Source organism: Helicobacter aurati (assembly GCF_003364265.1).
In the GTDB taxonomy this organism is placed as follows: Bacteria; Campylobacterota; Campylobacteria; order Campylobacterales; family Helicobacteraceae; genus Helicobacter_A; species Helicobacter_A aurati.
In genome coordinates, this window is the sequence record NZ_NXLW01000018.1 from 18,995 (window position 1) to 42,235 (window position 23,241).

The 23,241-nt window shown below is 35.2% G+C and carries 20 protein-coding genes and 1 pseudogene; 13 read left to right on the top strand and 8 right to left on the bottom strand.

Features of this window, described 5'->3' with window-relative positions; genetic code table 11:
* Nucleotides 1-139 precede the first annotated feature (139 nt).
* The 3 genes from CQA66_RS07895 to CQA66_RS07905 form a co-directional block, all read right to left on the bottom strand.
* Nucleotides 140-655 carry a DUF4149 domain-containing protein gene (locus CQA66_RS07895; protein ID WP_244910960.1) on the bottom strand — a complete coding sequence of 172 codons (516 nt, stop codon included), beginning with the start codon at nt 653-655 and terminating at the stop codon, nt 140-142.
* 260 nt (nt 656-915) lie between these two features.
* The gene (gene hisG / locus CQA66_RS07900) at nt 916-1,560 is read right to left on the bottom strand and encodes an ATP phosphoribosyltransferase (protein ID WP_104763106.1); all 645 of its coding nucleotides are present in this window, start codon (nt 1,558-1,560) and stop codon (nt 916-918) included.
* Between the two features lie 22 nt (nt 1,561-1,582).
* Nucleotides 1,583-2,506 (bottom strand): class II fructose-bisphosphate aldolase, encoded by a 924-nt coding sequence (locus CQA66_RS07905; RefSeq protein WP_104763107.1) that lies wholly within the window; start codon nt 2,504-2,506, stop codon nt 1,583-1,585.
* 345 nt (nt 2,507-2,851) lie between these two features.
* On the opposite strand from CQA66_RS07905, the gene CQA66_RS07910 reads away from it, so the two are divergent.
* From CQA66_RS07910 to CQA66_RS07930, 5 genes are all read left to right on the top strand, one after another.
* Complete coding sequence (locus tag CQA66_RS07910; RefSeq protein ID WP_104763108.1) at nt 2,852-4,813, top strand: hypothetical protein; 1,962 nt, start codon at nt 2,852-2,854, stop codon at nt 4,811-4,813.
* A gap of 228 nt (nt 4,814-5,041) precedes the next feature.
* Nucleotides 5,042-5,476 (top strand): acyl-CoA thioesterase, encoded by a 435-nt coding sequence (locus CQA66_RS07915; protein ID WP_104763109.1) that lies wholly within the window; start codon nt 5,042-5,044, stop codon nt 5,474-5,476.
* Between the two features lie 87 nt (nt 5,477-5,563).
* The gene (locus tag CQA66_RS07920; RefSeq protein ID WP_104763110.1) at nt 5,564-6,784 is read left to right on the top strand and encodes a M48 family metallopeptidase; all 1,221 of its coding nucleotides are present in this window, start codon (nt 5,564-5,566) and stop codon (nt 6,782-6,784) included.
* The gene (gene prmC, locus CQA66_RS07925; protein ID WP_104763111.1) at nt 6,781-7,785 is read left to right on the top strand and encodes a peptide chain release factor N(5)-glutamine methyltransferase; all 1,005 of its coding nucleotides are present in this window, start codon (nt 6,781-6,783) and stop codon (nt 7,783-7,785) included. The genes CQA66_RS07920 and prmC overlap by 4 nt, the downstream gene beginning before the upstream one ends.
* Nucleotides 7,786-7,811: 26 nt before the next feature.
* Nucleotides 7,812-9,788 carry a mechanosensitive ion channel family protein gene (locus tag CQA66_RS07930; RefSeq protein WP_158657012.1) on the top strand — a complete coding sequence of 659 codons (1,977 nt, stop codon included), beginning with the start codon at nt 7,812-7,814 and terminating at the stop codon, nt 9,786-9,788.
* 41 nt (nt 9,789-9,829) lie between these two features.
* Here the strand turns inward: CQA66_RS07930 and CQA66_RS07935 are convergent, their stop codons facing one another.
* Genes CQA66_RS07935 through CQA66_RS07950 form a run of 4 tightly spaced genes read right to left on the bottom strand, consistent with a single transcriptional unit; the run spans nt 9,830 to nt 13,740 of the window.
* Nucleotides 9,830-11,185 carry a 3-deoxy-D-manno-octulosonic acid transferase gene (locus tag CQA66_RS07935; protein ID WP_104763113.1) on the bottom strand — a complete coding sequence of 452 codons (1,356 nt, stop codon included), beginning with the start codon at nt 11,183-11,185 and terminating at the stop codon, nt 9,830-9,832.
* A gap of 19 nt (nt 11,186-11,204) precedes the next feature.
* A complete protein-coding gene (locus CQA66_RS07940) occupies nt 11,205-12,002 on the bottom strand; it encodes a zinc ribbon domain-containing protein (protein WP_104763114.1) in 798 nt (265 codons plus the stop codon).
* Nucleotides 12,003-12,019: 17 nt separating this feature from the next.
* Nucleotides 12,020-12,778 (bottom strand): Nif3-like dinuclear metal center hexameric protein, encoded by a 759-nt coding sequence (locus CQA66_RS07945; protein WP_104763115.1) that lies wholly within the window; start codon nt 12,776-12,778, stop codon nt 12,020-12,022.
* 32 nt (nt 12,779-12,810) lie between these two features.
* Nucleotides 12,811-13,740 (bottom strand): ribose-phosphate pyrophosphokinase, encoded by a 930-nt coding sequence (locus CQA66_RS07950; protein WP_104763116.1) that lies wholly within the window; start codon nt 13,738-13,740, stop codon nt 12,811-12,813.
* Nucleotides 13,741-13,881: 141 nt separating this feature from the next.
* On the opposite strand from CQA66_RS07950, the gene CQA66_RS07955 reads away from it, so the two are divergent.
* The 8 genes from CQA66_RS07955 (at nt 13,882) to ftsY (ending at nt 23,080) form a co-directional block, all read left to right on the top strand.
* Nucleotides 13,882-14,100: a DNA-directed RNA polymerase subunit omega gene (locus CQA66_RS07955; RefSeq protein WP_104763117.1), complete on the top strand. Its 219-nt coding sequence runs from the start codon at nt 13,882-13,884 to the stop codon at nt 14,098-14,100.
* Nucleotides 14,101-14,263: 163 nt separating this feature from the next.
* Nucleotides 14,264-16,411 (top strand): RelA/SpoT family protein, encoded by a 2,148-nt coding sequence (locus tag CQA66_RS07960; RefSeq protein WP_104763118.1) that lies wholly within the window; start codon nt 14,264-14,266, stop codon nt 16,409-16,411.
* A gap of 43 nt (nt 16,412-16,454) precedes the next feature.
* The gene (gene tyrS / locus CQA66_RS07965) at nt 16,455-17,693 is read left to right on the top strand and encodes a tyrosine--tRNA ligase (protein WP_181882259.1); all 1,239 of its coding nucleotides are present in this window, start codon (nt 16,455-16,457) and stop codon (nt 17,691-17,693) included.
* Between the two features lie 34 nt (nt 17,694-17,727).
* The gene (locus CQA66_RS07970; protein ID WP_104763119.1) at nt 17,728-18,819 is read left to right on the top strand and encodes a nitronate monooxygenase; all 1,092 of its coding nucleotides are present in this window, start codon (nt 17,728-17,730) and stop codon (nt 18,817-18,819) included.
* Nucleotides 18,820-18,829: 10 nt separating this feature from the next.
* Entirely contained in the window at nt 18,830-20,044 is a 1,215-nt protein-coding gene (locus CQA66_RS07975) for an N-acetylmuramoyl-L-alanine amidase family protein (protein WP_115582593.1), read from the top strand.
* Nucleotides 20,045-20,170: 126 nt separating this feature from the next.
* Entirely contained in the window at nt 20,171-21,421 is a 1,251-nt protein-coding gene (alr, locus tag CQA66_RS07980) for an alanine racemase (protein ID WP_104763121.1), read from the top strand.
* A 147-nt stretch (nt 21,422-21,568) separates the two neighbouring features.
* On the top strand, nt 21,569-22,201 hold the full coding sequence (locus tag CQA66_RS07985; RefSeq protein WP_104763122.1) for a TlpA family protein disulfide reductase: 633 nt from the start codon (nt 21,569-21,571) through the stop codon (nt 22,199-22,201).
* A gap of 9 nt (nt 22,202-22,210) precedes the next feature.
* The gene (gene ftsY / locus CQA66_RS07990) at nt 22,211-23,080 is read left to right on the top strand and encodes a signal recognition particle-docking protein FtsY (RefSeq protein WP_104763123.1); all 870 of its coding nucleotides are present in this window, start codon (nt 22,211-22,213) and stop codon (nt 23,078-23,080) included.
* A 63-nt stretch (nt 23,081-23,143) separates the two neighbouring features.
* On the opposite strand, the pseudogene CQA66_RS09695 reads toward ftsY, so the two are convergent.
* A pseudogene (locus CQA66_RS09695) lies at nt 23,144-23,241 on the bottom strand (hypothetical protein); the annotation flags it as partial.

Here is a 23,241-nt window from a genome sequence, read left to right on the forward strand (position 1 = left end):
ATCCTTTTAATCAAACATTAGATTTTTTATTTGTAATTGATGATTATAAAGATCCGAATGACAAGATATTTTATTTTTATATAGCTTAATTATATTAGTTAACGAAGCAGCTAGAAGCAAACGATAAATAATAGAATCTTTAACGTAATGTATAAGCCCGTCCAATAAAAACAACACTTAGATTTATTAAGAGGATTTTAGATACCCACACGCTTTGTGCGTGCATGGCTTGAAAGTTATCGGCTCGTAGATTCTCTTTATCGAGGATAAAAGGCGTGTAGTACCATACAAATAATGCAATACAAACCACATTAATAAAGCCAAATATGAGCCATATCCTTGCATAATGATGATTAGAAATAACATGAAATAATTCATACGCGATAATTGCTACTAATAAAACTTGCAAGTAATAGTTTAATCGTAAGAAAATTTGCCCCATAATTTGTCCGCTATCAATATTGCTAAATGCGCTTGCTGCTTGCTCGGAAATAAAATCTGTTGCGTGAAAAATAATTGGCGCAGCAAACATACCGCAAGCGATAATGCCACCTATACCGATACCTAGTAGTAAGAGATATAAAGAATCAATAATGCGCAGAATCTTTTGGCTTTGGTTATTTTGTCGCTTGGCGGATTGTTGCATTGTATTCATGATTGTCCCTTTAAAATTGATAAGAATGATTATAGGTTCTTTATGTGAATTTCTATAATCTTGAATAACGAATGAGAAAATTATTTTTGTCGCTCGATACTTGAGCCATCAATCTCTTATTGGTTTAAAATTAACTCTGTGCTATTTGATTGCGTATTTGTTTCGTGTCAAATTTGAATAAGTTATGGATTCCATGAAAGTAGCACTTGTCATAGAATTTACTAAAGACGATGTGATTATCTTAGAATCAAGAATAAATTCTAGCGATTTTGTAAGCTATCGTTGATTGATGTGTTGATGATTTTAGCAAAGCTATCTTGCAAATGCAAGATACGTTGTTTTTTGGCAAAGAAACTATTGACATTGGCAATCAAGTAGGCACTTGATTCCATAATAACTTCATCGATTTGCAAATTATTTTGTTTCATCGTTGTGCCTGTTTCAACAATATCTACAATGCCATCGGCTAGATTAACCAACGGTGCTAATTCAATTGAACCATAGAGCTTAATAACATCGACAGCAATAGCACGTTTAGAGAAGAAATGCTGCGTGATGTTTGTCATTTTAGTAGCAATACGTATGCGCGGCTTAAGGTAATTAATTGGTTTGCCACACTCGCTGCCAAGCACGACTTTGCATTTGCCAATACCAAGATTAAGTAGGCGTACAATCTCAATATCATCTTTTTCTTCTAATACATCTAAGCCGACTACTCCTAAATCAGCAGCACCATAATGCACATAAGTAGGAACGTCTTGATTACGTACTAGCAAAAAGGTGAAATCCTTCGTTTGTAGAATCAACTTTCTATCATTAAAAAGAAATCGCTCTTGGAATACTTGCGAGAATAACATAAGTGTTTCTTTAGCAATCCTACCTTTAGGGAGTGCTATGGTAAGCATAATTTATTCCTTAATAATAGCGTTAGATTCTATTTGCGCTACCTAACACTTGCATACGCTCTACAATAACTTTAGTCATTGCCTGCATGCCAGGGGTAAAGAACTTGCGCAAATCAAATTGTGTATTATCATTGTTAGCGAGTTTGCGGACTTCTGCAATGAAAGCTATTCGCAAATCTGTATCTGTGTTGACTTTGTTGATTCCACCCTTAACCGCTTCTTGTAAGAATGAAAAAGGAACTCCCTTACTAGCCCCTATATCTCCGCCGCTTTGTGTGAAACTTTCCCTTACATAATCTGGTATCGCGCTTGCGCCGTGTAATACAAGCGGAATATGTGTTAATTCTTTGACAAGCTTTAACCGTTCAAAATCAAGCTTTGGTTCGCCTTTAAATTTAAAAGCTCCGTGACTCGTGCCAATAGCCGGAGCTAAATAGTCTACGTTTGTTTCTTTAACAAATTGTTGCGCCTCTTTAGGATTAACTAATACAGCGTCCTTTTCGCTAACCGAAATATTGTCTTCGATTCCCATGAGTCTGCCGAGTTCGGCTTCTACGCCAACACCGCGTGCATGTGCCATTTCTACAACTTGCGCAGTCGTTTCAAGATTCTGAGTAAAGCAATGATGAGAAGCGTCAATCATTACCGAGGTAAATCCAGCTTCTACTGCTTTTTTGCATGATTCAAAGCTTGTGCCATGGTCTAAATGCAATGCCACGGGAATATGAGGATAACGTTTGCTCATTGTTTGTACCATATTTACTGCTATATCAATACCCATATATTTGATTGCCCCTTCACTTGCTTGCACGAAAATAGGCGATTTTGCTTCATTGGCAGCAGTAAAGATAGCTTGTAGCATTTCAAAATTAACAAAATTAAAAGCACCTACTCCATAACATCCTTTGTTTGCAGCAGCAAGAATCTCTTGTCCAAAAACTAGCATAGGCTACTCCTTAGTAGTGGTTAGTAAACATGATATTGTAACAAAAATATATGATTTAATTGCAACGAGTGTTATTAAATAACTTGCTATCGTTGCTAAGTGGTTTGTAGATTATGAGATTAGAGAATCTAAGCTTGCAAGAGATTTGAAGTTTGTTTGTAGGTTCATAGAATCTCTTGTGTCCTGCTGTGAGATATTTATTTTAATTTTACGAGTATTGAGGGAGCTACTTCATTAAATTCTTTATAGAAAATGAATGAAATACTTTGTCTTTGTAAGAATGTAAAAGCATAGTGTTTTTGTTGTAAAATTCTTTTTTAATATAATATTAGAAAAAAGATAGTAATGATTTGGGTGTTTTATAGTGTTACTCTTTTTAGCATCATCGTATTTATTTGGATTCTCAAAGATGGTAGTAATGCAAAATGGGAGGAAGGCACTAGCAGATTCTCCAAGATATGCTATTTCCTTGAGAATAGGATAGTCAGTCTATCAAGAGGCAAATATGCAGTATATTTAGTTGGCTTTGTTTGCTTGCTATGCGCAGTTACACAAGTGTTTTTACTACACTCTGATTTCCCTTATATAGGTCATGACTACACACAAATAGAGTCAAGATTGATTGGTCAATTAATTTACGCAAAGAATAATGGTCTTGCTATTGAGTGGGCTACACCATTGGCAGGAGCAGGGATATTAAGCTATGCTAACCCACAATATATCCAATACTCGCCACTCTATTTCCTTACACTTATTATGCCATTTTGGTATGCCTACAATCTTTTAACTTTTTTGTTTAGTGTAATAGGATTCTTATCTGTGTATTTCTTACTAAAAGTTGATTGCAAATTAAGTTTTGCTTTTTGTTTGTGTGGTGCGGTGTTATTTTCTTGTACGGGCTATTATATTTTTCATTTGCGAGTTGGACATTGGGCTTTCATTTATCATCCTTTAAGTGCCTTTGTCGCATTTCTTTTCTTCTCTAATATGTTGTCATGTTTAAAGTGGCATTGGTTACTACGTATTCTTATTGGCAGTATAGTCTTTACAATGATGATTTTTGGTGGTGCTATTCAGAGCATCTTTTTTTATACCTGTTTTACATTGCTTGGTATGGGGGCATTGTTCTTTGCAGCAACAAAGGATTTCTTAAAGAAATGTTTTAGTATTATTGCTGCCGTGTTATTAGGCTTTATGTTATCTTTGTCAAAAGTAATTCCAATGTTTATGCTAGCAGCAGTTATCGACAGGGGGCGGCCCATGTTGTCTGATGTGCCGTGGTATTATATTTTTTCGCCACTTTATTATAATTTTTTTGTTTCGCCATTGTCATTTCTTGAACAATTGTTGTATTTACGGGCATTCGTGCCAATTAGGTATGGTAATTTATTGTGGGAGAAAGATGTCTCTTTTCCTATTATTGTTGTCCCTTTACTTATTCTTCTTGGTATTAAATACAGAAAGACTTTTAAGGAAACTTTTCGTATTCTTGATAAAGTGGTTAAGTGGAGAATCATTTTATTTATAGTATGGCTTTATTTAGGGGCTGATATGTATTATGATAAAGGTATTATTCACTCCTTATTTCCTTATCTCAATAACACGCATTTGCATTCACGAATGGCAAGCGTACTTATTTTGCCCCTTACTCTTGTATTCTGTGTGTTGCTGCATAGATTCCCTGTTTTTCGACATAATTCTACATATATACTTTGTTTTCTTACTGCATTTAGTATGTTCTTTTATGTTTATCGGCATGCTTTTGTTCTTACTTCTGATATAGCCTATACAACTCATGATATACGAGTCGGCATGCAGAGCTGGCAGAATGTGAAAAGCGGGAATGGAGAATATAAGATTGTTGATATACGCAAGAAATCTGAATGCGATTTAACACAATTTGCTGAAAATAATTTCATGCTCTATTCTTCACAATATCCATACGAGCCCATTTATGGTTATGAAAATTATACTTTCAAAGCCAAGCAAATAGGTTCACCTTATGATATATTAGAATCCAACTTTAAGGATTCCTCTGCGCAATCGCAAGTCAAGCAGTATAATTTCACACATCCACACTCATTACTTTTTTTCAATGAATCTTATCCGCAATTTAGTGGTTTTTCTTTAGAAGAGAAACAAGATTTAGATAGGTTTTTATCTTTTCAAGAAGTGGATTGGAAGTTGCCTGTAATATTTGATATTGCCAATAAAATTTCATACTATTCGTGTATTTTCATCGTCATAGTTACGATAGTTTTAGTATTTTTATCTATAAGAAATTATAATAGACATATTCATATCTGAGATTTTACATTCTATAAATCTTAATTTTATCTTGCCTTAAGCGGATTAAAAGACAATGATTTGTTTATAACTTTACAAGACTTCTTTTTACTATGCTATACTAAAACGTCTGCCGTTTAAGATGGCAACTCTTAAGGTTAAATTTGTGAGTATTTAACAATAACCCATGCAATAATTGAGCAAACAATCAAGAATTATTCTGCAAGAATTATGCTTTGAAGGACGACAATGAAAGTAAATACTTTATCGGATTTTGTATTTTATGACAATACTGATTGTGGGGGTATTATGTATCATGCGGATTATATTACGGTTTGTGAACGTGCAAGATCTATTCTTTTCTTTCGACAGGATGCTTTTCCTTGTGCGCATGAATTTCCCGCAAATGATGGTTTTGTTGTGAAAAATATCGAATCCCATTTTCTTGCTCCGTTAAAACTAGGGGATTATTATGAAGTCAGAACGCAAGTTTGTGCTATAAAAAACACTTCCCTTATACTGCAGCATGAGATTTATAGAATCAAAGAGATTGGCTCTCCTGCCCAAGCTCCTTTGCTAACGTTTAGAATGTCTGTGGTGATGGTGTATGTTGATAGAGATAAAAAACCAAAAAGAATTCCACAAAGATTACGCGATATTTTCTCTCTTTTACCTGCCAATTAATGCCTACGCGTTAGGAAAGAATCAACATGTATTTAATAAACTATAATACACTTAAAATAAGCTTATGTAATGCCAAAGGAGAGACATTTGTATAGTATTATTGCATTATATTTTGCCATTTATCTTTTGCCTATAATCATAGTGAATGTTTTACAAATTTATCATATTAAATCTTATGCAACACAAGAACCTGTTATTCTCAATCAACATGACTATTCTATTGCCGCTACGTATGCCATCATAAAATGCAAAATAACAATCATACAGCATATTGTCAATATGATATTCTTGATACTTTGGCTATTGTTTGGCATTGAATCTTTATCTCACTTTGTCGTATCGATTGGTGTGAATGGCGCATTCCAGCTTGATTGGTCTATACTTATGTGTTTTATGGCAGTCAATCTAGTTCTAAACTTACCCTTTAGTTTTGTTATTATGAGAGTGGATACGGTGTTTGGATTCAATAAGCAGTCTTTAGCCTCTTTTTGTGTAGACACTGTGAAAACAACTATTATTAGTGGAATATTTATTGGTGTAATATTTGCTCTTTTATTATGGGCTATGGAAACTTTTGCTCTTTGGTGGGTTGTAAGCTTTGTGTTGGTGTTTTGTTTTATTATCCTCATACAGTTTATTTATCCAACTCTTATTGCACCTATGTTCAATAAGTTCACACCACTTCAAAATGAGACACTTAGAGAAAGAATACATAATCTTATGCTCACAGTTGGATTCAAAAGCAATGGTATTTTTGTTATGGATGCAAGCAAACGAGACGGGAGGCTCAATGCTTACTTTGGCGGTCTTGGTAAATCTAAGCGGGTTGTTCTGTTTGATACTTTGCTCGATAAGATAAGTGAAGACGGACTTATAGCAATCTTAGGGCACGAATTAGGGCATTTTAAACACGGAGATATTATTCGCAATATTATATTGGGCGGATGTATTTTCTTTTGTTTGTTTGCGATTATGGGATTATTTTTTCAGGATATTTGTGTGTATATAGGACTCCAAGAAACGCATAGCAACATTCTTATTGTTGCTATATTGCTTCTGCCTGCTCTAACCTTTTTTATTACTCCGATTCAGAGTTATTTTAGTCGCAAAGCGGAATATAGGGCGGATTTGTTTGGCGCATCATGCGCGAGCAAAAAAACATTGAGCGAAACACTTATACGTTTAGTCAATGAAAATAAAACTTTCCCTTATTCTCATCCCGCCTATGTCTTTTTTTATCTCTCACATCCGCCACTTATTGATAGGTTAAATGCTCTCAAAGATTATGAACGAAAGGAAACTCAATGATAGACATTGACCTGCTTTTACGTATTGCAGTTGCATTCCTCAAGGATATAAATCTTGAAGAATTTAAGCAACTTGTTTGTCAAACAGAATACCTTCTGACAGATATTAATTCCTTTGAAAATGATAAGATTCCAAAAGATTGCGACATAGAGAATAAATCCACCTATGCGCCCATAGATTCGATGAATGATTATAATAAGTTTATTATTTATAGCCCAAGATATGAGGCTGAACTGCTGCTTTGCTATGTGCTTAACTTCACAAGGGCTGAACTGCATGTAAGATATAAAAAGGAAATCAACGATCGTGATAAGCAAAGGTATTTTAAACTTCTTGCAATGCGCAAAAATGGAACGCCTCTGGAATATTTAATTAACAAGGCAAGTTTTTTTAATGTTGAGCTTTATGTAGATAACTCTGTCCTTATTCCACGTAATGAAACTGAAATTCTTGTAGAGAAAGCGATAGAATTAATACAAAAAGAAAATATTACAAACTTTATTGAAATAGGCACGGGTAGCGGTGCTATAAGTATAGCAATACTAAAAACTTTCTCCAATATTCGTGCAGTTGCCACAGATATAAGTGTTCAAGCCCTCAATGTTGCTATGTATAATGCAGAACAACTCGGGGTAAGTCAGAGATGTGATTTTATAGAATCTGATTTACTAGATTGTTGCTCTCTATCTAATGATACATCGTTTCCATTATTGCTTGCTAATCCTCCTTACATTGCTACGCAATACCCACTTAATCAAGAAGTGCTTTGCGAACCACATATTGCGTTATTTGGAGGAGAGAAAGGAGATGAGATTCTAAAAAAGCTTATTATACAAGCAAGGCAGAGAAACATCATGTATCTTATTTGTGAAATGGGCTACGATCAAAGAGAAAGCATGAATGAGATATTAGAGCAAATGGGGTATGCTGTAGAATTTTATAAAGACTACGCAGGATTTGATAGAGGATTTGTAGCCACTTTACAACAAGATGTATTATGATTCCATTTGAGATTCTAAGGAAGAATATGCGAAAGATATTTAGACAAATACTACACTGTTTCATTTTAGTTAGCAAAAAACAATGGCTATATTCTCTAGGTTTGTTATTTATCTTGAGTGCTTTTTTACAGGCTCAAACCAATACAACATCGCAAGAAATAAGCTACAATAACATAGATTCGCATGAAAGTCTTGATAGTTTGGTTGAAGCAATCATAGAGTTGAATGCGCATATTCATGCCCTGCAAGGACATACTCTTGAAAAGCCAGAGAATAATACGACAGGCAAACCCTACGACTCTCTTCATCAAGAAGATTTGCTACACCAAAAAGAAATTCTCTTAGAATCTCTTCCTTTGCATATTATCAATAATAAAAAACCACTCATTTTTAATACTGAAACCAATGCTATTGCTTATAAGCAGCGCGAATTAGAGTTTAATGAAGCTACAGTGTTGCATGATGATTTTCTTGTTTTACAAAGCACTATTGCTATGCAAACTTTACAGGCGCAAAAGATTTTTTTTACCACACTGAACGCTCTGCGTAAGCATCTTGATTTTTTTTCACAACAAGCAAAGGCTATTGAGATTCTAAGCCCAAGTATTGCAAGTCTCAAAAAACTCCCTGATGATTTTGGCATTCCCGACTCTTTATCAAAGCAGCAGCAAAAAACTCTTCATACGGCGAAAGAGCGGTATGTAAACACTCTTGCGAGTTATATTGAAATAATCTCTTACTTAGAGCTCAAATCGGCTGAATTACTGCCGCAAAACACAATGATCAATCTTACAATGCAATGGATTTTAGAGGACATCGCAAACTTTATCCCTATTAATCATTCTAACTTGCTAGCAGCAAAAATTCTTGTTTCTCTTATAATATTTTTTGTCTTATGGGTATGGCGCAAAGTTATCGCAAAGCTTATTATGTTTTTGATGGATTTTATTGTGCATATTTCACAGCAAGATAAAACTTTGCATACCGAGATTCAAAAAGGTATTCTCAAACCCATATCACTTTTTCTTCTTGCGTGGAGCATTAATGTTTCTATTGGAATTTTATATTATCCGACGTTAGAACCAGAAAGCATCACAAATTGGTTTGTGATTTTTTATATCATTAACATTGCATGGCTTTTTATTGCAATAATTAAAAGTTATGGCGCGGCAATTATTAATACGATTGTGCAAAAATCAACCGACGGATTTCGTAAAGAAATCATTAATCTTATTCTTAAGATTCTTTACACCATTGTTTGCATTATCGCAATTCTTGTTATTCTCAAGAGATTAGGATTCAATGTTTCTGCTATTATCGCGTCTTTGGGACTTGGAGGGCTTGCTGTTGCTTTGGCGGTTAAGGATATGCTAGCGAATTTCTTTGCGTCAGTTATGTTGCTATTGGATAATTCATTCTCACAGGGCGATTGGATTGTGGCAGGTAATGTTGAAGGTACTGTTGTTGAAGTAGGCTTAAGAAGAACGACAATACGGACTTTTGATAATGCTCTGATATTTGTCCCAAATTCCGAAATTGCCAATAAGGCAATTATCAATTGGAGCAGGAGAAAGGCTGGACGTAGAATGAAAATGGTCGTTGGTGTTACTTATGATGCTATTCCCTCTAAGCTTAAGACTTGCGTGGAGCAAATTGCACAAATGTTAGAGAATCATGAGGGAGTGGCAAAGGGAAGTGATGATTCAGAAATTCTCGATGAGAAAGATCATAAATTACTCTCTATGCGTAAGGATATTATTTCTATCAATGATTATTTAGGTTATAAGGGTAGTTTGTATGTAAGTGTAGATGAATTAGCAGATAGTTCTATTAATATTGCCATAGATTGCTTTACACGAAGCGTGAGTAAAGCGGAGTTTATACGCGTGAAAGAAGATATAATTTTTAGAATTATGGATATAGTTAGTGCCTGTGGTTTGAGCTTTGCATTCCCTAGCCAAAGTGTTTATGTAGAGAGTTTCCCTCCAATTCACAATGGATAGTAAAGTTCATGTACATAAGGCTACATAAAGCTACACAGGGCTTAAGCAAGAATTGCTTGCAACATGTTGTTGATTGTTTGGGTATTGATATGGGAATGATGTAGGTTCTGATAATCTAAGAGAATATCAGGTAATTCATTAGAATCAATAAGATAATAGTTTTGAATGCAGGCAAATAATGTATGCTGATTAAAAATTTCTTTCCCGCTGATAAGAATATTATGAAACATTGCTGGTTCTAAAGGGTTATGCCCGCCAATAGATTCAAAACTACCACCTAATATCACTATATCACTGATTGCATAGAGATTGATGAGTTCGCCTAATGTATCGATAAGTAAAACTGGAGAGTGTAAGTCGTCCAAGAAAGAAGAGTGATTGATACATTGCGGATTATTAAGTGTTTGCGTCTTGTAATTATCAATAGAATCTACATGTAAATTACTCCAACGTGTCGTTTCAAATTGTTTAAGGCAGAGGTTATAAACAAGCTCAAAACGTTCGGGATGACGAGGGGCAATAATAAGTAGGGGATTAGACGACTCTATGAAAGCATTATAAGGACACTGCAATGCTGGGTTCTCTTGATATTGTTGTGACATTGTGTCGTGATAGACATTGTGGGGGGTAAATGTTTTGTGTTGTTTAGAATCTTTTGTTGGTTGATGATACTGTGCATGAAATTTTCTAAAGGATTCTAGGATAACTTCCTCTTCTTTAGCGTGCGTACTTGCAGCAAGTACAATCAGCCTTTTTGGTTTTATGTATAATGCTGTTGGTTGTATGGGCGTAAGAATCTTGATATTTCCAATAACATTGATATTTTTTGCGCAAAGACGTTGTAATCTTGCCGCATCGCGTGCGCTTTGTGCTAGTATAGAATCGACATAGAAAAAAAGACTGCGGTAAAATGTTTTAAGCTGTAAATATCGCTTAAAACTACGTCTTGAAATACGTGCATTAACAAGCTTTGTGTGTGCGTTCGTCTTTTTTGCATAATAAAAAAGCATTAACCATAGCTCTGCTTCGAATACCAAAAGCTTTTTACAAGTTGGCGCAACGAAAGGCAAAAAACTTTCGAAAGGTAGGTATTCAATGCAGACATTTTCTTTTGTTCCAAAGAGTTTATGTGCTTGGGCGAATCCCGTGTTAGTAATGACGCTTATGAATATGCGTTGATAGGCAGAGATAGAATCAATAATCGGGGCTAATGAATTGACTTCCCCCAAGCTGCAAGCATGCAACCAAAAATCATAACGTTCCTTAGAATGATTTTTGGGAAATAAGAATCTTGCTTTTAAACTACACTTATATTTTGTCTTCAAAGAGAGAATAACGATAAACGGAAGAGCCGTAATATGCGCCAAACAAATCAAAATATAGTAAACAGGTATCATTAAGATATTCTATTAATGATTAGGAGTTCGTTCTTTCTTCTTGCGTTGTGTTGTTTGTTTCTTGAGATGCGGCATTATCATAAATTTCTTTATCATAGAGAATCCTACCGCAATGCGGGCAATGTACAATTTCATACCCTTTGCGAATATCAATGAGGTTTTTTTCATTTAATCTAATAAAACATCCACCACAGGCATCTTTATAGAGGGAAATAACGCTAGTGTTGCCTGCCCATTTTCTGATTTTCTCATAAAGTCTTAGCAGGGTGGGTTCCATATCAAGAGCAATTTGCTGTCTCTTTACACTCACTTCGTCTTGGCTGTGTTTAATAGAGCTGATTTCATCATTAGAAGCTTCCTGTAAAGCGGTAATTTCTTGATTGGCTTGTTCAATATTAGAATCTAAAGTAATAATTTTTTGTTTGGCTTGTTCTACGAGAGATTCTATATTAGAAATTTCATTGTTAAATCCTAGAATCTTTTCGCGTAAAATATCCTCTTCCATACTAAGATTCTTAATTTCTTTTTCGCTTTTGCTATCTTTGAGTTTTTCTTGTACTTTTTCAATCTCCTTAGCAATCATCTCTAACTCTTCGTTGGTTTTAATCAGAAGCTCTTGTTTATCTTGTATCATTTGCTCTAATTCTTGCCTTTCCTTGACAAATTGGGCTTTCTCTTGTTCTTTTTTGTGAATCGGGGCTCTTTTTTCGTCAATTAAAGGATTAAACTTTGAAACTTCCCAATCAAATTTATTCACTTCGATGAGCTTGTATAGATTCTTATTTTGTAAGCCTTCGTGTGGCGAGCTATTGTTCATTTGTCTCTCCTTTCAAATCAAATATAGCAAAAGGGGTTATGCGAGTCTGTAATTATAGCTTGAATATTGTTTTTTTGTAAAGTTTTTGCGAGCAGTGTTGCAAAGATACGTTCGCTCTCAAAGTGTGGCACATCGATAAAACTAATTCCGTTGCTATTGGCAATCATGGCGTCATGGTATTTTATATCTCCTGTAATAATGCAATCATTTCTACTTGCAAGACAATGCGATTCTGCATTACTTCCACAAGTAATAAAGAGTTTAGAATGACCCCCTAAGGAATCTGCACCTTTCGAATAGCGCAAGGTATCAAGATTAAGTACATGTTTAATGTGCGTTGCTAAAGAATCTAACGTAATATTATGTGTTGTAGTGTTGTTATAAATCAAACTAAACTCCTTGTTAGATTCTAAAGTAAATCCTAATTTATCTAGCCGCAATGAATCGGCGAAAGCTTGATTGAGATGTGTTGTATCAAAATTAGTGTGCATAGCAATTACGGCGATTTTCTTTTGCAAACATTTTGCAATAAGATTACTTGGATAGGTGTCTAAATGCAAAGTTTTTAATGGCTTAAAAATAACGGGATGATGTACGATAAGCAAGCTTGATTCACTAAGGAAATCTAACACTTGCCAATCGAGTTCAAGGCTAATGTAGATTTGCTTACATGGCATAGCAAAGCTGCCTATATTTAAGCCAGAATTATCCCATGTAGCCTGCAATGTAAAGGGGCTTATTGTGTTGAGTATCGCATATATATCTGCCACATTCATGCAATGCCTTATGATTTTAGTCTCAATATTGGTCAAATAAATAAAGAATTGACGCTTTCATTATGATAAATCCTACGTACAACTTCTGCGAATAGTGGTGCAACGCTAAGAATTTGAATCTTTGGACTTTGTGTATGTAGAGGGATAGAATTGCTTAGGACAACCTCATCTAATACGCTCTTGTTGATTCTATTGTATGCTTCGCCGCTTAACACAGCATGCGTGCCTATTGCCATAACGCTACTCGCACCTCTTTCTTTTAAGACATGAGCGGCTTTGCACATAGTTCCTGCAGTATCTATCATATCATCAATCAGAATCACGTCTTTATCGTGTACATTCCCAATGATATTCATTACTTCACTTACATTTGCTTGTTCTCGTTTTTTATCAACAATTACTAGGTCAAGCCCTAGTTGATTGGCAAAATATCTTGCTCTGGATACTCCACCAATATCGGGACTAGCAATAATAGGGTTGCGTAGATTCTTGTGTCGTACATAATCACGAAAAATAATAGCCCCATAGAGATTATCCACAGGAATATCAAAGAATCCTTGAATCTGCCCCGCGTGTAAATCCATTGTAATAATACGATCAACGCCGGCACTTTGTATAAGGTTTGCTACGAGTTTGGCAGTTATAGGAACGCGCGGAGCAGCTTTTCTATCTTGTCTAGCATAACCAAAATAAGGAATAATCGCATTAATAGAATTTGCGCTACTACGTTTAAAGGCATCAACCATAATTAATAATTCCATTAAATTATCATTAGTGGGGGCGCAAGTAGGCTGCACGATAAAGACATCTTTGCCTCGTACAGATTCACTAATTTGGACATTAATTTCGCCATCGCTAAAACGCGTTAAGACAGTCTTGGAGAGAGCACAATCAAGATTGGATGCTAATTCTTTGCTAAATTCTGGGTGCGCATTGCCTGTAAAGATTTTAAAGCCTTTCACTCTATGGTTCCTTATATAAACTAGCCTCTGATTGTAGCACGGTATCCCTTAAAATCTTATAGCAAATAATAATTTTCTACTAAAACTTTGTCTTTTGCGATATAATAGCCCTTTAATTTTTGGCTAGTGGAGTATTAAATTATGCGAATAGAACAAATTATTTCAAAAGCCTTAGAGCGAACAGACAATGATAGATATAAACTTTCTGTATTGGTTTTTTCTCGTGTTAAAGAATTAAGCAACGGCGATAAGCCTTTAATTGTCTGTTCTGAAGAATATCTTAAAAAGATGGAGCTATCCGATATTGCATTACAAGAAATTGCTGAAGGAAAAATAACTTTAGCACAAAATAGCTTCTAAATATTTTAGAAGGGAGAAGTTCTTGATAAAGCCTGATAAGATACACAATTATTCAAACGTGTTAATCTAAACAATAGCATTGTCAGGACTTTCACACAGCAAAGGATTCCATTTATTTCTCAATACGTTTGGATTCTAAACAATTTCAATGACAAGGTTTAAGGTGGAACTCTTTACAACTCTTTCTGAAATCAATTCTGTTGATGCCGCCCTTTCTCAATTGCATTCTCTCAAACCTCCTACACCAAAGATTTTGCAAGCCATAGAAGATGCGCAAAAGTTTCATATCGGGCAGTTAAGAAGAAGCGGTATTCCCTATGTTGTCCATCCTATTTGTGTGGCTTGTATTGTTGCTTATTATGGTGGGGACGAATCAATGATTTGTGCAGCTTTATTGCATGATGTTGTAGAAGATACGCTCTGTGAAATTGATTATATTTATACGAAATACGGGGATTCTGTAGGCAAACTTGTTGATGCTTTAACAAAAATTGTTGAAATTCGCAATGAAGAATTGCCTTCCGCTACAAGCAATGAAAAGTTAGCTGCCCAAGCCCTTTCATTTCGGAAGATTTTACTTGCGAGCGTTGATGATGCAAGAGCTTTAGTTGTCAAAATTAGTGATAGAATGCACAATATGCTTACCCTTGATGCTCTTAGCACTAAAAAGCAGATGCGCATCGCCGAAGAAACTTTGGTGGTTTATGCTCCTATTGCCCATAGGCTTGGAATCTCGTCGCTAAAAAATGAATTAGAAGATAAAAGTTTCTATTACTACTATTCGGGCGAATATAATAAGATTCAAGATTATATAAACAATGAAAAACAGAATCTTGGGCTAAAGTTAAATCATTTTAGGGATAAGATAAGTACATTATTGCTTAATAATGGTTTTTTACGTGATAGCTTTGAAATTCAAGGTCGAGTGAAACGACCGTACTCTATTTATCTAAAAATGCAGAGAAAGGGTATTAGCATTGATGAAATGCTAGATTTATTGGCTATACGAATTATTGTGAAAACATCACTTGATTGCTACCGAGCATTAGGGATTGTGCATTTAAACTTTAAGCCTATTCCTTCGCGTTTGAAAGATTATATTGCTTTACCAAAGGAAAATGGGTATCAGACTATACATACAACCGTATTTGACGAAGGGGCAGTTTTTGAAGTGCAGCTTCGCACATTTGACATGCACAAAAGCGCAGAGTTCGGGGTAGCTGCTCATTGGAAATATAAAAGCGGTGGAATTGCCCCCAATACGGAATGGTTGAAAAATATGCAATATGGAGACAATACTATCGAGGAATTTTATGAGTTAGCAAAAAATGATTTATACAGCGAAGATATTGTTGTATTTTCTCCTAAAGGAAAAACTTTCAACTTGCCTGTGGGTTCTGTTGTGCTTGATTTTGCCTATGCTGTGCATAGTGGGCTAGGAGATAAAGCTAAAACAGCCTATGTTAATCATCAGCAAGTGTCCTTGTTACAAAAACTTAAAAGCGGTGATATTGTGCATATCGTTACAAGTCCACAAGCAGAAACACGTTGCGCATGGATAGATTCTGTGAAAACATCTAAGGCTAAAACGCATATGCGCACAAGGTGCAACAACAAGATGAAGGAAATTGATAAAAAGGTTGCATTCAATATTCTTAGTACGATTTTTGAAAAAGAGCACAAGATGTTTTATGATTTTGTTGCAAAGCATAATCTTGAAGATAAAATCGAACGTGCCGCAACGGATTTAGTGTTCTTGAAAGATATTAAGAATCAAATCAAGAGAGAACATAATATTGACAATAACTTTTTTGCAATGCTACGTTTTAAAACCGTCAAACTCAAGCCGTTACAATTTGATAGTTTAGTTATTTACACTAATCGCAATATTAACGAAGCCCTTTTTGATTCATGCTGCCACCCAAAGTATGGTGATTCTATTGTTGCAATAAAAAAGGGGCAAAAAGCTATCGTACATCACAAGCTTTGTGAAAGCGCAAATCAAGAAATTAACAATGGCGATAACCAACTTTTTATCAAATGGACAAAAAATACTAAATCTCGATTTAAAATTATTGTGAAGCTTGAAGACAAGAAAGGGGCTATGGCGACGTTCCTCTCTGTGCTTGCTAAATATCAATATAATGTAATTAGCATTTCCTATGATAGTTATAAAAATACTTTTTCGCCATTATGTAGGGTACTTGTAGAATCTGATAATAGTGATAGCAAATTTTTGCACGATGTAATTAAGAATAAATTTAATATTACTGAGATTTCTAGTTTAAAAGATGCCTATCAAGGTTCATGATACCTGAATATGCCACAGCAAATTTCTAGTTTTAAGGATAAAAATGAAATCAAACCAAGATACTGCTTTGCAACACAAAATTCAAGAAGCGATGATTGAGATTCAAAGAGGTTGTGTAGAGTTTATTGGAAAAGAGTATATTGAATCTCTCGTTGCTAGATTCTATCAGACAGGCGAAAGGTTTATAGTCAAAGCCGGGTTTGATCCTACAGCACCTGATTTACATTTAGGGCATTCCGTATTGCTAAGAAAGTTAGCCACCTTTCAGCAATTTGGTGGGCGAGTAAAGTTTTTGATAGGAGATTTTACAGCAACAATAGGCGATCCATCAGGCAAAAAAGAAACAAGAAAGACTCTGACTTTTGAAGAGGTTGCGGAGAATGCAAAGACCTATGAAATGCAGGTTTTTAAGATTCTCGATACGCAACTTACAGATATATGTTTTAATAGCAAATGGTTGGGTAGCTTGGGTAGTGCTGGTATGATGCAACTTACAGCACAATATTCAGTAGCGCGTATGATGGAAAGAGATGATTTTGCAAAAAGATTCAAAGAAAATCTACCTATATCTATTGTTGAATTTATGTATCCATTATTACAAGGATATGATTCGGTAGCCCTTAATTGTGATATTGAGTTAGGTGGCAATGACCAAAAATTTAACTTGCTTGTAGGACGTGCCTTGCAACGTTCTTATGGCTGCGGAAAGGAACAAAGTGTCCTTACCATGCCACTACTTGAGGGGTTAGATGGTATACATAAGATGAGCAAAAGCCTTAATAATTATATTGGTGTTATTGAAGAAGCAAAAAGCATGTATGCAAAAATTCTTAGCATTTCAGATGTATTAATGTGGCGTTATTACGAATTGATGAGTATAAAAAGTTCAAAAGAAATAACAGTATTAAAAGATAGTGTGGCTAATAATTCCTTGCATCCTAAGGCGGCAAAAGAAGCATTGGCATTGGAGATAACAACGGTTTTTCACAATGCAGAACTTGCGCGAGAAGCACAAGAAGAATTTCAGCACATTTTTCATCAGAAAGGAATCCCTCATGATATAGATTCTATTAATGTACAAGTTGGTACTTGGATATGTAAAGTCTTGTTAGACTTAGGTTTTTCTCCATCTAGTTCGCAGGCAAGGCGAGATATTAAGGCTGGAGCATTACAAATCAACGAAGAAAAAATGCAAGACGAAAGTTTTGTATTTTCCCAAAGAGGACAATATGTTATAAAATTAGGCAAACGAAAATTTGCTAAAATTATTGTTACAGATTAGTCGCGCAAACAATATAGTTTATATAAGGTAGATAATGAAGCAATTATTCCAAAGTTTAAAAATAGGTAAATATACAATTAAATATCCAATTTTTCAAGGTGGCATGGGTGTAGGCATTAGCTGGGATAGGTTAGCTGGCAATGTATCCAAGGAAGGCTGTTTGGGTATTATTTCTGCAGTTGGAACAGGATATTATAAAAACATGCAATTTGTAGAAAGAATCCTTTCAAGCAAACCATTAGAGGCTATTAATTTTTATAGTAAAAATGCTCTTAATGAAATCTTTAAAAATGCAAGAAAAATTTGCGGAAACAATCCTTTAGGTAGCAATATTCTCTATGCTATCAATGATTATGGCAGAGTAGTTAGAGATGCTTGTGAAGCCGGCGCAAATATGATTATTTCTGGAGCGGGATTGCCTACAAATATGCCTGAATTTACTAAGAATTTCCCAGAGGTTGCGCTTATTCCCATTGTTTCTTCAGCAAGGGCACTAAGGATTATATGTAAGAGATGGAGTGAGAGATATAAACGTGTCCCTGATGCAGTTGTTGTAGAGGGACCATTAAGTGGCGGACATCAAGGATTTAAATATGAAGATTGTTTTAAAGAAGAATATCAATTAGAGAATCTTGTTCCAAAAATTGCCGAAGAAGCTAGACAATGGGGAAATTTCCCCGTTATTGCAGCAGGAGGAGTATGGGATAGAGGAGATATCGATACGATGCTTGCCCTTGGGGCAAGTGGTGTGCAAATGGGGACAAGATTCTTAGGTACTTATGAGTGCGATGCGCAAGCTTATAGAGATATTATGCCTAGCATTAGACAAGAAGATATTGAATTAGTCAAATCTCCCGTCGGATTTCCTGCAAGAGCCTTGAAGATAGGTGTTCTTGAGCGATTAAGAGAGGGGAATGCACCCAAAATCAAATGTATTAGCAATTGTGTTTCTCCTTGTCATAGAGGCGAAGAAGCAAAGAAAGTTGGCTATTGTATAGCTGATAGTTTAGGTAAAGGACACTTGGGGGATAGAAGAGAGGGGTTATATTTTAGCGGAGCAAATGGCTATCGCATTAATAAAATTATGTATGTAAAAGAACTTATTGATGAATTGACTCGACGTTAAGTGAGAATTTATGCGCTATGTCCTGCTTTTGTTATTGTGCCTTAGTGGGATATATGCCAACACTTTACGTATTGTTGGTGCTGTGCCCTTTGGAAGTTCTAGTTTACGATTGGAAGCCAATCGTAATATACAAAAGAAAGATATTAGCGAACACAAATTAAATGATATTAGTACATTTATTGATATTTATGGGGTATGGGTACCGACGGGTAAAAAGGAATACAATTTTCCCAATAAAACACAAATAGTTGTTGCACAAAACAATAAACAACGTTTGCGAATACTTATTACTCTTACGTCTAAAACTGAATTTGAATATAGAATCAACAATAATTTTTTTTACATTGTTATTAAAGAAAAGGGCAATAACAAATTGAACGTTCCTATAAAGACAAACAAGCAACAAACAAGCAACAAACAAGCAACCACAAAGCCAGCACCCAAACCTACCCCCCCAGCACCTCTTCCATCGACTCCCCCTATGCCCGCCAATAAAAGAAATCAACCAAATCCTATTCTTGTTTCCAAAACAAAGCCCAATCAAGAATCACGTTCTCAAAAGAAGATTATTATCCTAGACCCTGGGCATGGTGGCAAAGATTGTGGTACGCAAGGCGTAGCAAAAACCTGTGAAAAAACTATTGTGTTAAGTGTTGCACAGCTTACAGCTAAAGAACTTGATAAGCAAGGCTACATTGTGTATATGACACGTAATAGTGATGTATTCATAGAATTACAAAGAAGGACAGAGATGGCAAATGAGATTCAGGCAGATTTATTTGTATCAATTCACGCCAATTCTATGCCAGAAGGTTCTACAAAACAACCAAAAGGAATAGAAACTTATTTTCTTTCTACTGCAAGGACAGAACGCGCTGTGAATGTAGCTGCTACCGAGAATCAAGGTATAGCAGAATATTCTCCCACCATGATAGCCTCATTTCTTACCTCGCAACGTATTATTGCTTCAAATAAATTGGGTATGGATATTCAGTCCGGAGTGTTGAAAGAACTTAAAAAAACATATAACGAAAATCTTGATGGTGGGGTACGTGAAGGTCCATTTTGGGTATTAGTTGGCGCACTCATGCCTTCTGTGCTAGTAGAGATAGGCTATAATTCACATCCCATAGAAGCGCAAAGACTTAAAGATCCAAAATATCAAGCTCTGCTCGCTAAAGGCATTGCAAATGGCATTGAAAGCTATGTAAAAAAGAATCCTTAAATATTTTGAGTTTTGCAATGTATTCATTGGCAAAAAATAAGTAATTTTTATAAACATTAATTTTTATGCGCATCTTTTTAAGAATAAGTTAAAATAATTACCTAAGCTTAAAATAAAGGAGTATCAATGAAAACTAGATTGATAACGACGAGTTTTATTTGCGCAATAAGTCTTACAGGCATTATAGGTAATTTGAGTATTGCCTCACCCGTCCTAAGTAACAATACCACTGTAACGAGAGACAATACCAATTCTTTTATGGAAGTTGATTTAGGGGCGTTTAAGAAGAACTTACAAGTTACTAAAAAGATAGCTGGCAAAGCTAAAGTTTGCGCTGTCCTTAAATCTAATGCGTATGGAGCGGGTATAACTAATGTTTTACCTGTTGTTATGGAGGAAAAGATTCCTTGCGTAGCCATTACAAGCAACGAAGAAGCAAGAGTTATTCGCGAAATGAAATATAAGGGTGAGATTCTAAGGATACGAACTGCAACAATGGGAGAAATTAAAGACGGATTGAAATATCATATCACTGAAGTTATGGGGAATTTGGATCAAGCACAAGAGCTAAATAATCTTGCAAAAAAAATGGGCAAGAAATTTGCTATTCATATTAAGCTTAATTCTGGTGGAATGGATAGAAACGGCATTGATTTAAGTACTGAAAAGGGTAAGAGAGATGCGATAAAGCTGGCTACTCTGCCAAATTTACAAATAACAGGATTAATGACGCATTTCCCTTATGATGATGTTCCTAAGGTTAAGGAATTGGTAAAACGTTTTGAATCCGATACGCAATTTCTTATTAAGCATGCAAAGTTAGACAGAAAGAAGCTTACATTACATGCAGCAGCTTCTTATGCAGCAGTCCAAGTCCCAGAATCAAGATATGATATGATACGTCCTGGTAAGTTGATTTATGGTTATGGAGGAGGAGATTCTAGCTTGCCGATAGAGCAGATTATGAGCGTCAAGTCTCAAGTAGCTGCTATTAATGAATACCCTAAAGGCAGTACAGTTAGCTATGATGGGACCTATACTTTGAATCGAGATTCTAGGCTTGCCAATATTCCTATGGGATATTATGATGGGTATGCAAAGGCTTTTAGTAATCAAGGACAAGTTCTTATTAGAGGGCATAAGGTGCCTGTTGTTGGAAGGGTTACAAAGAATACTTTTATGGTAGATGTAACTGATTATCCAGATATTAAAGCAGGGGATATAGTTGTGCTTTTTGGAAAACAATGCAATAACGAAATCACTCAAGCCGAAATAGAAAAGGCAACAGGCACAATCCTCTCTGAAACGCTTGGATATTGGAGCAGTGCCAATCCTATTTTTGTGAAAGATAATCAAACAAAAGAAGTCTGCCCATAAAGCAAGCTCAATGTCTTGAGAATCACTTTGACTTTGATAGTTAGAATCTTGGCATAGCTGTTTGTTCATAGAATGCACAAAGCAAGATTCTAAAGTGGCTCAAAAACAATGTTATAATTAACAGATTTATTTGTGAAGGGTTATATATTGCGAGCATATTTTTGTTTGTTGTTAGTATTGGCTTTGTTGGCTGTCGGTTGTTCTCATCAAGAAGAAGATTCTGAAAATATACAACAAGAATCTTACCAATTTGAGAATCTCCACACCAAACAATTTCTAAACATTATTCTTGAAAAACAAGAATCTACTTTATTCCCTCTCAAAATTCTTTTACAAGATTCAACAAATCAAATGTTTGCGGATAAAGTCATACTGCTTGCAACCCTTCCTCCAGAATGTACTTTTTGCTTACCTGTGCTAACACATCTGAATAACCTTGCAAGTCGATTGCAATCATTACAGGTTGTTGTCCTTAGTACAGAATACATTAATGCAAAATTTTATCAAGATTTACTTGGTTCGAAAGATTTACATTTTCGATTTCTAGTCAGTAGCGAGACTACTCTATTTTCCTTGTTGGATTCGTTCAAAAGGGAACTCAATATTGAAATAAAGGACATAAAATCCCCTTTCTTTTTGCTCATTGATAAAGAATTGCAGGTCATAAAAAGCTATGAAGGTCCTATTTTAGAAGAGGTGCTTGATAGTGATATTACGTCCCTGTTATCGGAAACACAACACGTAGCAGATCGCGATGTATCAAACCATAAACAAAATTAAGGAATATTTATGTTTTCATTTTTTAAAAAAACATCTGAAAATATTGCTAAGTTCTTAGGCAGGAAAAGCGTCAAAATTACCAAAGAGCAATTAGAGGAAGTTTTAATAGAATCTGATATTCATTACGAAATAATAGAAACAATGCTTGCTAATTTAGGACAAGTAGTAACGAAAGAGGAATTGCGTGTGGCGATTACACGGTTTTTTCGCGGGCAAAGTTATTATGATACAGTGAAATTTGAAGAGATTACTGATAAACCTGTGGTTTATCTTATTTTTGGTGTTAATGGAGCAGGGAAAACCACAACAATTGCGAAATTAGCAAAAAAATTTAAAGATTCTAATAAAAAAGTTATACTTGGTGCAGGAGATACCTTTCGTGCAGCAGCCATTGAGCAACTAGTCCTTTGGAGTGAGAAAATCGGTGTAGACATAGTAACGACTAAGCACGCACATGATCCGAGTGCTTTAGCTTTTGATACTATTAATGCAGCAAAATCTCGCAATATGGATTATGCAATCATTGATACAGCGGGCAGATTACCCAATCAGACAAATCTTCGAAATGAGCTTGTTAAAATCTCTAAAACCTGTTCTAAAGCATTAGATTCTAAGCCATTCCATAAGATTCTTATCCTTGATGGGACACAGGGTGCTTCTGGTATTGAACAAGCGCGAATATTTCATGAAGTGTTAGAGTTAGATGGTATTATTATGACAAAGATGGATGGCACAAGTAAGGGCGGGGCAATTTTAAGTATCATTTATCAATTTAAATTACCCATTTTGTTTTTAGGAGTAGGAGAAAAAGCAGAAGAGTTAGTCCCATTTAGTGAATCTGATTTTATTGAAGGATTGTTAGATTCTATTTTTGAGTAAAACTTTAGTGAGAATATGTTGCAATTTCTATCATTAAATCTTATTTCTTTCTCATTCTAGCACATACAGAATAAGCGGATGATTCTTGGCAATTTCAAAGCTTGCTTTTAGATTCATTCCCTCCAACATTTCAAAAGTAAAACATTCTTCTGCTCCAACTT